12 protein-coding genes are annotated in these 13762 nt (G+C 48.4%); all 12 read left to right on the top strand.

The annotated features are described in order from the left end of the window. The first annotated feature begins 10 nt into the window (after positions 1-10). A complete protein-coding gene (locus OM416_RS03685; protein ID WP_264927117.1) occupies positions 11-1015 on the top strand; it encodes an ABC transporter substrate-binding protein in 1005 nt (334 codons plus the stop codon). A 29-nt stretch (positions 1016-1044) separates the two neighbouring features. Continuing rightward, positions 1045-1839 (top strand): ABC transporter ATP-binding protein, encoded by a 795-nt coding sequence (locus OM416_RS03680; RefSeq protein ID WP_264927115.1) that lies wholly within the window; start codon positions 1045-1047, stop codon positions 1837-1839. A 38-nt stretch (positions 1840-1877) separates the two neighbouring features. After that, the gene (locus OM416_RS03675; RefSeq protein WP_264928801.1) at positions 1878-2669 is read left to right on the top strand and encodes an ABC transporter permease; all 792 of its coding nucleotides are present in this window, start codon (positions 1878-1880) and stop codon (positions 2667-2669) included. A 67-nt stretch (positions 2670-2736) separates the two neighbouring features. Further along, positions 2737-2886, top strand: a complete 150-nt coding sequence (locus tag OM416_RS03670; RefSeq protein ID WP_264927114.1) for a hypothetical protein — start codon at positions 2737-2739, stop codon at positions 2884-2886. Positions 2887-3018: 132 nt separating this feature from the next. Beyond that, positions 3019-3996, top strand: a complete 978-nt coding sequence (locus OM416_RS03665) for an aromatic acid exporter family protein (RefSeq protein WP_264927112.1) — start codon at positions 3019-3021, stop codon at positions 3994-3996. A 75-nt stretch (positions 3997-4071) separates the two neighbouring features. Beyond that, positions 4072-4632 carry an outer spore coat protein CotE gene (locus OM416_RS03660; protein ID WP_062835006.1) on the top strand — a complete coding sequence of 187 codons (561 nt, stop codon included), beginning with the start codon at positions 4072-4074 and terminating at the stop codon, positions 4630-4632. Positions 4633-4833: 201 nt separating this feature from the next. Next, positions 4834-6084 (top strand): putative amidoligase domain-containing protein, encoded by a 1251-nt coding sequence (locus OM416_RS03655; protein ID WP_264927109.1) that lies wholly within the window; start codon positions 4834-4836, stop codon positions 6082-6084. Positions 6085-6287: 203 nt separating this feature from the next. Then, positions 6288-9089 (top strand): DNA mismatch repair protein MutS, encoded by a 2802-nt coding sequence (gene mutS / locus OM416_RS03650; protein WP_264927107.1) that lies wholly within the window; start codon positions 6288-6290, stop codon positions 9087-9089. A 22-nt stretch (positions 9090-9111) separates the two neighbouring features. Further along, the gene (gene mutL / locus OM416_RS03645; RefSeq protein ID WP_264927105.1) at positions 9112-11334 is read left to right on the top strand and encodes a DNA mismatch repair endonuclease MutL; all 2223 of its coding nucleotides are present in this window, start codon (positions 9112-9114) and stop codon (positions 11332-11334) included. A 17-nt stretch (positions 11335-11351) separates the two neighbouring features. Next, entirely contained in the window at positions 11352-12137 is a 786-nt protein-coding gene (locus OM416_RS03640; RefSeq protein WP_264927103.1) for a class I SAM-dependent methyltransferase, read from the top strand. Continuing rightward, positions 12127-13074: a tRNA (adenosine(37)-N6)-dimethylallyltransferase MiaA gene (gene miaA / locus OM416_RS03635; protein ID WP_413775763.1), complete on the top strand. Its 948-nt coding sequence runs from the start codon at positions 12127-12129 to the stop codon at positions 13072-13074. Before OM416_RS03640 ends, miaA begins: the two co-directional genes overlap by 11 nt. A gap of 373 nt (positions 13075-13447) precedes the next feature. Next, positions 13448-13690, top strand: a complete 243-nt coding sequence (gene hfq / locus OM416_RS03630) for an RNA chaperone Hfq (RefSeq protein ID WP_017687918.1) — start codon at positions 13448-13450, stop codon at positions 13688-13690. Positions 13691-13762 lie beyond the last annotated feature (72 nt).

Here is a 13762-nt window from a genome sequence, read left to right as displayed (position 1 = left end):
GGGAAACAACATGAAATACACGCCATGGTTCGTCCGGGGCATCGTTATTCTGCTGATTATCATTGTGGCACTCACCAGCTGTAATAAGGAAGAGAATGAAGCCAAGATTACGATTGGCGAAGTGACTCGTTCGGTATTTTACGCACCGGAGTATGTGGCCGTGGCTCAAGGTTTTTTTGAGGAGCAGGGACTTGAAGTGGAGATTCAGACGACTGCTGGCGGTGACAAAACGATGGCGGCATTGCTCGCCGGTTCAGTGGACATTGCGCTGGTAGGTGCAGAGACGTCCATATACGTCTATCAGCAGGGAGCGGAAGATCCAGTCATTAACTTTGCCCAGCTTACCCAGACGGATGGTACTTTTCTGTTCGCACGTAACCCGGAAGGTAGCTTCGATTGGGAGCAATTGAGGGATTCCACATTTCTCGGACAGCGCAAAGGCGGCATGCCACAAATGGCAGGGGAGTTTGCACTGAACAAACGTGGCATTGATCCGCAAAGTGATCTGGAGCTGATTCAAAATGTCGACTTTGCGAACATTGCGTCTGCTTTCGCCTCAGGCACGGGAGATTATGTTCAACTGTTTGAACCTCAGGCATCCATCTTTGAGCAAGAAAGTCGGGGCAAGGTTGTTGCATCTTTTGGAACAGAAAGTGGTCTTCTGCCTTACACCGTCTTCATGACGAAACAGAGCTATCTTAACGACAATAAGGATATCGTACAGAAGTTTACGAACGGTCTGCACAAAGCGCAAGCATGGGTGGATTCCCATACGGCTGAAGAGATTGCTGAAGTCATTACTCCTTTTTTCAAAGACATCGATCCAGCCATTCTGGTCAGTAGTGTGAACCGTTATAAGGAACAGGGCAGCTATGCAACGGACCCGATCATTGATAAGGAAGAGTGGAACAATCTGCTTGATGTCATGAGTGCCGCCGGCGAGTTGAAAGAACGCGTGGAATTGAATGTCATTGTGGATAATACCTATGCGGAAGAAGCTACGATATCGAAGTAATGGGGTATTCAGGAAAGGAAGTGAGCAGAATGCCTGAATCCGAAAGTGTGATCCGACTGGAAGGGATCTCTCAAGTCTACGTCAGCGAGCGGGAAGCTTCATTGGTGATTGAAGATTTGAGTCTTGAGATCCAAAAAGGGGAGTTCGTCAGTCTGGTCGGACCGAGCGGATGCGGTAAAACGACATTGTTGTCGATCATCGCCGGGCTGCTCACACCCACTCAAGGAGAGGTCAAGATTAAAGGCAAGCTCGTAGGCGGCCCTTCCGCACAGATTGGTTATATGCTTCAACAGGACTATCTGTTTCCGTGGCGGACCATTCTGGATAATGCATTAATCGGACTTGAATTGACAGGCAGACTGGATGAGCGTAGCCGTGAGCGTGTACGGGAATTGCTGATAAGCATGGGCTTGGCCGGAACAGAGAATCAGTACCCTTCAGAGCTTTCAGGGGGCATGAGACAGCGGGTCGCCCTGGTGCGTACGCTGGCAACCGATCCGGGAATTTTATTGTTGGATGAACCGTTCTCCGCACTCGATTATCAAACCAAGCTGCAACTGGAGAATCTGGTTTCGGATACGTTAAAAGAGTTTGGCAAAACCTCTGTACTCGTCACTCATGATTTGTCTGAAGCCATTGCGGTCAGTGACCGCGTCATTGTACTGGATCGCAATCCGGGCCGGATCCGTCGTGAATTTATCATTCCCGATGGAATTCGTAAATCGCAGCCGTTTCATGCCAGGGAGCAAGAAGGATTCAATGAGCTGTTTCAGGCGTTATGGAGTGAACTGGACCAGTCCGGGGGAGGTGAGAAAGACGCGTGAATCAAACGAATCCGAGGCAGGAAAAGCGTGACGAATGGATGGGGCAGCTGCATCGGAATCATATTCAGCAGGTGGCCAGATGGCGACATCAAGTGCTTGCTGTACAGTTATCCATGCTGGTATCTATGTTTTTGTTATGGGAACTGGCGGGCAGACTCCGTTGGATTGACGTGCTGTTGTTCAGTTATCCGAGCAAGATTTTTGCTCAGATCGGTAAGGACATCGCCAGTGGCCAGTTGTGGGCGCATGTTGGAGTAACCGTAGGAGAAACGGCAGTTGGTTTTTTGCTGGGTACACTGGTGGGAACCTTGCTTGCGGTCTTAATTTGGTGGTCTCCTTTTTTGTCCAAAGTGCTGGACCCCTATATGGTTGTATTCAACAGTATGCCTAAGGTAGCGCTTGGTCCGATCTTTATTGTTATGTTTGGCGCGGGTTTTACAGCCATTGTCATGACCACGTTGTCCATCACGGTGATTATCACGACACTGGTGGTGTATAACAGCTTCAATGAAGTCGATCCCAATTATATTAAAGTCATTCGTACGTTTGGTGGCGACCGTTCCGAGATTTTTACGAAAGTTGTATTGCCTGCTTCTTTTCCGGCGATTGTATCGACCTTGAAAGTTAACGTAGGCATGGCCTGGGTGGGTGTAATTGTGGGTGAGTTTCTGGTCGCCAAACAGGGGCTTGGGTATCTGATTATCTACGGATTCCAGGTATTCAACTTCACGCTCGTATTATCGAGTCTGTTAATTATTGCTGCAGTTGCAACAGCCATGTATCAACTTGTCGTCTATGCAGAGCGCAAATTGCTGGCTGGACGCAGGTGATTTGGCCGTGTTTTATTCGTAATATGAATGTTTATAATATGTATACAATTTCACAAGGGGTGTCACGTTGCCCGATACCGTAAAATCAAGTACCATATTTAGTATGAATATTCCGCGCAGATCCGGAATGAATGCGATGATTGGAGAAGAGGGCCTTGAGGTTCTGTCGCAACGATCTAACTTGCCAGCGTCCCTCATTCGGGGCGTGTTGCTGTGACCGGCATGCATGCGCATGTCGGTTGATGTCGTCTAGTTTACAGTTGGATGAGTCATACTAGTTATGATACATGAATGAGGCAACGAGCTGGCTAAGAACTTTTTTTGCAGCTTAGAGGAGATGGAATGTTAAATGGGTTTTAGGGTAATTAAAACTGCAATCGCCGCATTAATGGCTGTATTGATTGCAGACTGGTGTCGCTTGCCGGGACCAACATCAGCGGGATTGCTTGCGATTCTTGGTGTGGATGTAACGAGAAAACGAAGTATTCGCACCATATCGGCGCGGTTCTTTGCTTCAGTAGTCGGACTTTTATTTGCAAGTGTACTTTTTCACTTTCTAGGCTTCCATTATTGGGTGCTGGCCGTATACATATTGATCGCTTTCCCGGTTATTGTTCGGGTAGGCTTCAAGGAAGGCATTGTAACAGGTTCAGTTGTGGTGTTTCGGGTGTTTGGCGGCGGAGAGATGGACTTGCATGTCATCCTCGTGCAAATTGCTTTGCTGCTGATTGGTCTGGGTTCAGCAATGGCAGTTAACCTGGCTTATATGCCGGCAGCCGATCCACAAATGCTGCGCATCCGCAAACGAATCGATGAACTCTTCTCGAAGATCTTCAAGGAATTCGCGGCCACGCTACGTAATCCCAATGAAGCTTGGGCGGGGAGAGAATTGATTGAAGCAGATAAAGCAATTCTGGGCGGCATTGATGCAGCCAAGCGTTCGCTGGAGAATCAGGTGATTCATCCGAATGAGGAATGGAGTGTCTACTTCTATATGCGCAAAACGCAGCTGGACTCCATTCAGCACATGATGCATCTGGTGTCCCAGATCTATCAGAAGATGCCACATGCGGAAATGGTATCGGAGCTGTTCGATCAGCTTAGTCAGGATGTACTTACTGAATCCTACACCGGACGAACTGAAAAACTTCTTGCAGATGTGCAAGAAGAATTCAAACGTATGGAGCTGCCGGATACAAGGGAAGAATTCGAGATTCGTTCCGCAATTCTCCAGCTGTGCCGTGAACTCGCGCTGTATCTGAAAGTCGCGAAGAAGGACAAAGCACCGTCCCCAATCTCGGACCGGTCCCAATCTACAAACGAATAATAGAAAATAGTTGTCACCCTAGACGAATGCCCTGCATACACTTGTAGTGAATGATTGTATGGAGGAGGTTTAAAGATGTCATTGAGTCATAAACATCAATGTAGAGAGATTATCACGAAGGCGATCTGCGGCAAAGGTCGTAAGTTCTCTACCGTAACACATACCGTGACTCCGCCAAATGGTCCGACAAGTATTTTGGGGGCTTGGATTATCAACCACCAATATGAAGCCGTATCAGCGGGTGACGGAATTGAAGTTATTGGTACTTACGATATCAACATTTGGTATTCCTATGACAAGAATTCGCAGACGGATGTAGCCAAAGAAACGGTGTCGTATGTAGAACATGTACCTTTGTCCTATCTGGACCCGAAACACCGGACTTCCACAGTAGAGGTATCTGCGGATGCAACGCAGGAACCTAGCTGTGTGGAAGCCACAGTATCAGCAGGTGGAAGCAGTGTAATTATCCGAGTAGAACGGGAATTCGCTGTGGAACTCGTTGCCGAGACTAAAGTTTGTGTGAAGGTCTGCACAGATGGTTGCGGTGATTACGAAGACAAGGACTATGACTTTGGCAGTGGCGATGGAGATTATGACGATCTCGATCCCGATCTGCTCGACGATGAGCTGTGAGTTTGACGCCTGTATTTGATAACCCAAGGTATCATATGCGCCAGAAGGCGCGGTGAAGAGGGCGTAAGCCCTCTTTCTTCTTAAATATTAAAAAATGGGTGGTAACGAGCCTCGCAATGTGCCTGGAATACCTTTCACGGGAAGGCTCCGCATTGCGGGGTTATTTTTATTTTAGTTGCATGATCTGGGAGGGGGGACGTAATGAATGTGATGGAACAAGCGGAGGAAGCGCTACGCCGATATGAAAATATGACCTCTGCCCAACGTACAGGACGGTTGAAACAGGCAGGCATAGAAGTATTGTCACTACAGGATCGGCGCAAGCGTGAACCCGGTTTGCGTGTACGCTACGACGTAGAGATAAGCTGTCTGCAGGCGATCCGGATCAAGCGCAAGGATACTAGCGGTATGGGAAGTACACAGGAAAGTCTGTTAGAGCGTGAGGCGAGTTCAACCTTATTCAAGCGTGTTGAACGTCTTGCAATCAAAACGCTGTATACGCTTGGACTGAATCATGGAGCTGTTCGAATGGAATCCTCAGGGAACGGCGGTTGTGCAGTGATTTCGATTGATCCATGTCCCTGGAAAGGGGTGACCAACCTTGCTGCTACCTATAGGGAAAGCTGGAAGCAGCATCAGGAACTGCTGGATGAGGAAGTGAGTCACAGACCCATTCCAATACTCGGCATGGACCCGGAGTTTCTTCTGGTACAGATGCCAGAATCCAAAATCGTACCCGCCTCCAGATTTCTGGAACGCACAGGAATGGCAGGTTGTGATTCTGTGACGATTGGTGGCCGGCGCATATACCCAATTGCTGAATTGCGGCCCGCACCCAGCTCTGAGCCGCGTGAGCTAATGGCTCATCTAATGAGGGCATTTGCAGCGGCTTCCCGCAGCATAAGTGATCACTCACTCATCTGGCAGGCAGGGGGGATGCCACAGCGTGGGTTACCTCTTGGCGGTCATATTCATTTTAGTGGCGTGAATCTTACCGGGGAACTGCTCCGTGCACTGGACAATTATCTGGCATTGCCGCTGGCATTTCTTCAAGATCCGCGTGGATCGGGGAGACGGCCACGTTATGGAGCACTTGGTGATTTTCGCCTGAAATCCTACGGTGGGTTTGAGTATCGTACGTTACCCAGCTTTCTTGTGTCGCCCCTTGTTGCAAAAGGCGTTGTGGCCTTGGCAGGCCTGATCGCGAGCGGGTATACTCAATTACGGCAGCGTCCGTTGGAGAAAGCTGAGGTTCATACCGCTTTTTATGAAGGAAAGCGCGATGTGATCAAGGAACACATCCCAGCTCTGGTAGATGATCTGAAGAGGTTGGATGGATATGCACGTTATGAACGGTATGCGTCACCGTTACTCCTTCAATTAAAACTGGGAAGAACTTGGGATGAGAGCCGAGATATTCGCAAACTCTGGAATATTCGGGCAGGTTCATGAAGAACGGACGTTTTTTTGATATAATAAGAAACAAGTCTTTTATAAATGAGAGCTACGGAAGATATGGAGCAGCAACCTTTGAAGGAAGTGGCGAATAGCCAAAACATAAGGCGGAGGCGCAAACACAGTGCCTGACCGTCTTATTGTCCTTCCAGGGCGCGTTTCTTCCTGACATTATAGGAACGGGATGGAGGATATTCATCATGGCTCAGTATACGCCAATGATTCAACAATATTTGCAAGTGAAAGCCGAAGCACAAGATGCTTTTCTATTTTTTAGACTGGGTGACTTCTATGAACTGTTCTTCGAGGATGCGATTAATGCTTCCCGTGAACTTGAGATCACGCTGACCGCACGTAATGGGGGCACGGATGACAAAATTCCGATGTGCGGTGTACCTTATCATTCGGCTGACAATTACATACAGCGTCTGATTGAAAAAGGATATAAAGTTGCGATATGCGAACAGATGGAAGATGCGAGTGTAACCAAAGGCATGGTACGTCGTGAAATTGTACGTGTGGTTACACCCGGAACGGTGATGGAAGGAAAGACGCTAGGGGACAAGTCCAACAACTACATGGTTTGCCTTACAGGTAATCAGAATACGCTGGCGCTCGCGGCCTGTGATCTGTCAACAGGTGAGTTATATGTGACATCAGTGCCCTATTCCAAGGAATGGCTCAAGGACGAGATCGGGATCTATGAACCATCGGAGCTGGTGGGGGATGCAGCGCTGCTTGAAACGGTAGAATCCGAGGCGTCTCCAATCGGTCGCCCTGTGGTCTATACGTCGTGGACAAAGAATAAGGAAGATCTGGTCCGTCAGCAGTTTGGCGAGGCTGTGTGGGCAAGACTGGAGCCTGAACGTCAAGCGTGTATTGCACGACTTTTCTCTTATCTGAGTGAGACTCAGAAACGTTCGCTCGGACAATTAACACAAATCTCAACGTATGAGCCGGATCATTATATGATCTTAGACCCGTTTACCCGCCGAAACCTGGAATTGGTGGAAACTGTGCGTGAACGCTCCAAAAAAGGTTCATTGCTCTGGTTGCTTGATCGGACCGAGACGTCCATGGGTGCGAGAATGCTGCGTCGTTGGGTCGATAAGCCATTATTGCAAAAAGGGAAGATTAATGAGCGTCTTGAAGCGGTGGATAAGCTGTACAACCAGTTTATATTGCGTGAGGATTTGCGGGCAGAACTCAAAGACATCTATGATCTGGAGCGCTTGGTAGGCCGGATTGCGTTTGGTAATGCCAATGGTCGTGACCTGAACGCGCTCAAGTCATCGCTGGAGAAAATTCCAGGGCTACGGCAGCATTGCTCAGGATCATCTTCCGTAACGCTGCAGCACATTGCCGAAACGATGGATGATTGCAATGATCTGCGTGAAGCCATCGGGCTAGCCATTGTGGACGAGCCGCCGGTATCGGTAAGGGACGGAGGTCTGATTCGTGAAGGATATCATGAACGTCTGGATGAATTGCGTGAGGCTTCGGTCAACGGGAAACAGTGGATTGCGGAGTTGGAAGCGCGAGAGCGTGAGGCGACAGGCATTCGATCGTTGAAGATTGGATATAACAAAGTGTTTGGTTATTATATCGAGATCACCAAGTCCAATCTGTCCGCGTTGCCAGAGGGACGTTACGAACGTAAACAGACACTTGCCAATGCAGAACGATATATTACGCCAGAGTTGAAGGAAAAAGAGACGTTGATTCTCGAAGCTCAGGACAAAATGGTTGATATTGAGTATGGACTGTTTGCAGAGCTGCGCGAGCGATTGAACAAAGAGATTGCAAGACTGCAGAAGCTGGCCGAACAGGTTGCAGAGATTGATGTATATCAGTCTTTTGCGGTGATTAGCGCTGAGCGCAACTTTGTACGGCCTACGCTGACCGACGGTTATGACCTGGTTGTGGAAGAAGGACGCCATCCGGTCGTCGAGGCGGTCATGCGAGACGGCGCATTTATTGCCAATCACACGGCAATGACCAAGGAAGAGGCACGTATTCTGCTGATTACCGGTCCAAATATGGCTGGTAAGAGTACTTATATGCGACAGGTCGCTTTAATCTCCATTTTGGCGCAAGTGGGTTGTTTTGTACCTGCGGGTCAGGCGGAAGTGCCGATCATGGATCGTATTTTCACACGGATTGGTGCCGCGGATGATCTCATTGGCGGACAAAGCACATTCATGGTGGAGATGGCCGATATTCAGGTCATGACGGACAAAGCGACACCACGCAGTCTAATTATTATCGATGAATTGGGACGCGGGACGTCGACCAGCGAAGGTATGGCGATTGCTCAGTCCGTTATTGAATATGTACATGATATTATCGGCTGTAAAGCCCTTGTATCAACTCATTTCCATGAACTTGCTCATCTGGAGGAGAGTCTGGACAAGCTGGCCAACTACTCGATGGCAGTACAGGAGAGCGGCGACAAGGTTAATTTCTTGCGCAAATTAATTGCCGGAGCAGCAAGCAGCAGTTATGGTATCTATTGCGCGCGTCTGGCAGGTCTGCCTGATAGTATTATCGAGCGGGCTAATGGACTATTACATGGGTTCGAGCATGCAGCTGCGCAGGTAGCGGTGGGTAGTGAATATACCGGTAGCGAGAAGCAGGAAGCAGACCTGAAGGTAAAAGGTGTAGAATTCCAGCACACGGATTCAGCACCATTGATTCGGGAGCAAGAGACTGCGGAAAGTACAGATTACACACCTTCTATTGAAGGTTCGACCGGGAATCAGCATGCTAAGAAAGACAACAGTAAGGTACAGTCCAGTGGCAGCCATTCGGATGTGGTTCAACTGTCCATCTTTGGAGATGATGAGCCGAGTGTGGCAACGAAAGCGGATGTAGTTGCGGTGGATAAACCTGCGCGAGAATTCATCCGTACGATGAAAGATATCGATGTCATGAATATGACGCCTCTTCAGGCGATGCAAATATTGAATGATCTCAAATTGAAGGCACAGCAATTATCCTGAATATATGGGAGGGGGAAAACCTGTGGCGAAAATACATGTGCTTGATGAACATATTGCCAACCAGATCGCGGCGGGTGAGGTGGTCGAACGACCTGCTTCAGTTGTCAAGGAGTTGCTTGAAAACTCGGTGGATGCAGGCGCCACCAAGATTGAAGTGACGGTGGAAGAGGGTGGACTCCTCAGTATTCGTGTCAAAGACAATGGTTCAGGTATTGAGCCAGAGGATATGGAAACCGCCTTTTATCGTCATGCGACCAGCAAAATAGCCCATGGCCGAGATCTGTTCCAGATCACTAGTCTTGGATTCCGCGGAGAAGCCTTAGCGAGTATTGCCGCAGTGTCCAAGGTAGAGGTATTATCGGCAAGTGGTAATGACGGGCGGGGGCGCCGCATCGTAATTGAAGGCGGGAACCTTCGTACTCATGAAGACGCAACCTCACCCCAAGGTACAGATTTTGCAGTGAAAGAACTATTTTACAATACGCCAGCCAGACTCAAATATATGAAAACGATCCAGACGGAACTGGGACACATTTCCGATGTCCTGTACCGGATGGCTATGTCTCACCCGAACATTTCGTTCCGACTGCGCCATAATGAGAATGTGTTACTTCAGACGTTGGGCAATGGGGATCTGCTGCAAGTGGTTGCAGCGATCTATGGAACAAGTGCAGCAAAAGCCATGCTTCCCATTCAGGGAGAAAGTCTGGATTACCGAGTGAGTGGGCTGATTAGCCTGCCTGAATGGACACGAGCGAATCGTGGTGGGATGTCGACGATTGTTAATGGGCGATTTGTTCGCAATTACGGTCTCAATCAGGCTATTCTCAAAGCCTACCATACCTTGCTGCCGATCAATCGCTTCCCTCTTGTCGTGGTGCAACTGGAGATGCATCCATCTCTTGTGGATGTGAACGTGCATCCGGCCAAACTGGAGGTTCGCTTCAGCAAGGAACCGGAACTGTATGAATTCATAGAGACGACATTACGGGGAATACTCCGGCAGGAAGTATTGATTCCACAGGTCAAAAAGCAGCAGATTCGACGCGGAGACGATAGCTCCTTTATCCAGGAGCAATTCCTCTTTCCACGTGGTCCTCTGAAAGATGCAACAGATCCAGAAGGATATGGTCAACAAGGTCCACTCGGGAAACCTGCTAGTGCATTGCTGAAGTTGACTACGGAAGATGATGATCTGGATTTGGAAGCTCCGGCGGATGTGACCACAGGACAGCCAGTATCTGAACAGGGTCAGTTGGTCCCGCTGCCCGAAGCTCCACCTGAGATTACACACCCCCCTGTGCAGTTAGAAAGTTGGAACGGGGATATTTTGCAGAAGATTGCTAGTCATGACGGGGAGCAGACATCCGTTAACGTGCAAGAAGGCACTAAGGATGTAAGTACAAGTACAAGTTCTACCGAAACTGTTCCCAAATCTGACCTCTCTTCTCAAGATGGTGGGGATCGTGGAGCAATAGAAAAACCGCTAGCTGAAAGCAAACCAACAACGTATCGCTCCGACTCTGTATATTCACCGGTTAGAGAAGCACGTTCATTGTATAATCCGTCTTCGGTTACGCGAAGTGAACGGACGTGGAAAACTTCAGGATTGCCTGATGCCACTAAACTCGCTGCTGCCATTAAATCGGATGCTTCCATGCCCGCATTTCCGGAGCTGAGTCTGATCGGACAGCATCATGGTACGTATTTAATCGCGCAAAATGACCAAGGTTTATATTTGATTGATCAGCATGCCGCTCATGAACGTGTCAATTATGAGTATTATTACGAGCAATTCGGTAACCCTGCCCAGGCCTCACAAGAGTTATTGCTGCCGATTACGCTGGAATTTACACCTTCGGAGACGGAAAAGCTGAAAACAAGACTGCCCTGGTTCGAACAGGCGGGTGTATATTTGGAGCATTTTGGTGGACAGACGTTCCGTGTGCGTTCCCACCCTTTCTGGTTCCCAAAAGGGGACGAGAAAGACATTATTGAAGAAATGTCCGAATGGGTTCTTAGCGAGCGCAGCATAGATGTGGCCAAGATGCGAGAAGCTGCATCCATTATGTGCTCCTGCAAGGCGTCTATCAAAGCCAACCAGAAGCTGACCGATCAGGAAGCAGAAGTGCTGATTCAGCGTCTGGGTTCATGTCGACAGCCCTACACGTGTCCGCATGGGCGGCCGATAGTGATTTCATTTTCAACGTATGATTTGGAAAAATTATTTAAACGAGTGATGTAGCTATTTAGGGGGACATTATGTACATTACAACCGGTGACAAGGAGATTGCCTCTCAGGTGGAGCGTGCACGTAAGCTCGCCGAAATGACTGGAGGTACCTACGTACCGCGAAATAGAACGTCTTTACCCAAACTGATTGAACATTATGGTATCAACGAAATACTGGTCGTGCTCAATGGCAGAGCGCGCCTGTTTCGCAAGGATGCAACGGAGCTTGAGTTTCACCCCAGTATGGGATTTGTTCGCGCTAAACGTGTTCTAAGAGGGGAAGCCGACCCCATGCTTGAAGCTGGTGCGGTACTCGAAGGAGACACCATTGTTGATTGTACCGCTGGACTCGGTTCAGATGCGCTGGTATTTTCGGTTGCGGCTGGTAAGAGTGGACAAGTCATCGCCTGTGAAAGTTCTCAACCGCTCTATACCCTGCTGCTAGAGGGCATGTCTCATTATAAGAGCAATCAGCCTTTGGTGGATGAGGCTTTCCGGCGCATAGATCTGCGGCATGTGGATCATCTTGAGTTGCTGCGGTCCATGCCGGATCGAAGCTGTGATACCGTATATTTTGACCCCATGTTCCGTGAACCGATGATGGATTCAAGTGCTATTCAGCCCTTGCGAGATTATGCAAATGCTCACGCGTTGCACGAACAGAGCATTATGGAAGCGAGACGGGTTGCCCGTAAACGTGTTGTTATGAAAGAAAAGCGCGGCAGCGCGGAGTTTGACAGGCTCGGATTTGAAATACTTGATCGGGCGAATGCAAAAACCCTGTACGGAGTGATTAATGTTGAAAGTGGAAGTTAAACCAAAACCTAAACTGCTTGTGCTGGTTGGACCAACAGCAGTAGGCAAAACAAGAATGAGCATCGAGCTTGCCCAAGCTTTCAATTGTGAGATTATCTCAGGAGATTCGATGCAGGTATATCGTGAAATGGATATCGGAACAGCCAAGATTACTTCTGAAGAAATGAAGGGTGTACCTCATCATCTCATTGACATCCATGAACCCGAGTATCCGTACTCTGTGGCCGAGTTTCAGGAGAGTTGTACACGATTGATTAATGAAATCCATGAACGCGGTAAAATGCCTTTTATTGTAGGCGGCACTGGTCTGTATGTGGAATCGGTATGTTACGGCTTCCAATTTTCCGATAGTGGCTCGGACGAAGCGTTCAGGGAGCAGCAGTTTAGCTATGCGGAGCAACATGGAGCACAGGCCCTTCATGATCGACTCAGGGAAGTTGATCCGGTTAGTGCGGATCGTCTGCATCCGAATGATCAACGGCGAATTGTACGTGCACTTGAGATCCATCACCTCACAGGCGAGAAGTGGTCTGATCAGCTGGCAGTACAGAAGAAAGAGTCGCCTTATGACCTTCTTATTGTTGGTTTGACAATGGATCGCCAGAAGTTGTATGCCCGGGTGGAAGAGCGGATTGATCTGATGATCGAGCAAGGTCTGGTGAATGAGGTGGAATCCCTGTTGGAACGCGGAGTGGCCAGAGGTCATATTTCCATGCAAGGGCTAGGATATAAGGAAATTGCGGCGTTCCTGCAAGGGGAAGTGAGTTGGGAAGCTGCGGTTGAGTGGTTGAAGAGAGATACGCGGCGTTTTGCCAAACGTCAGCTTTCCTGGTTCCGCCATATGAAGGATATTGAATGGGTGGACATGACAGATACCGAAGATTTTGAAGGTAACTACAATCAGGTAAGTGACTTGATTACACGAAAATTTAACTGATTTGAGCAATGTTTAGTATTGATCTCATATGCCTGGATTAGATCAGCGAATGTAAACCTCTACCTTTTGAAATTTAAAAAGATAGAGGTTTTTGCTTATCACTAGAACAGATGGAAGGGATTTACGCTTCACTAAACAAGCAAGGAGTATGCTTGAAAACGAAGATCTTGTCCCTCTTTTGCAAATCTGGCAAGCGGTGTATAATGGATAAGTCTTCTAGTTGTACACGACGCCAAGAATGGGTGCAAAATAGCAGACAAGGGGTTTTTGTGGATTATATGAAACTGTTCATGATATAATAGCACGAAAGCTACTCAGCGATATTGAATATTACTTGAACACGAATTCAAATGAACCAATGGGGGTACGGCTAATGAACAAGTCCATCAACATCCAAGATACGTTCTTGAACCAACTGCGGAAAGAGAATATTCCTGCTACGGTCTATCTGACCAACGGCTTCCAAATCCGCGGGACGATCAAGGCATTTGACAATTTTACGATCGTCATTGACAGCGACGGACGCCAGCAAATGGTCTACAAGCATGCCATCTCCACGTTCACGCCGCAACGCAGCGTATCGCTGATGCAGCAAGATAACAGCGGCGAAGCTTAAAAAAATTACGAAACCTTTTCACCAACCATTTCGTCTACAAGTATAGGTATTGAAACAGAGCAACCTGAATAA

It is taken from the genome of Paenibacillus sp. LS1 (genome assembly GCF_026013365.1).
GTDB lineage: Bacteria > Bacillota > Bacilli > Paenibacillales > Paenibacillaceae > Paenibacillus.
This window is presented reverse-complemented; position numbering and strand designations above follow the sequence as displayed.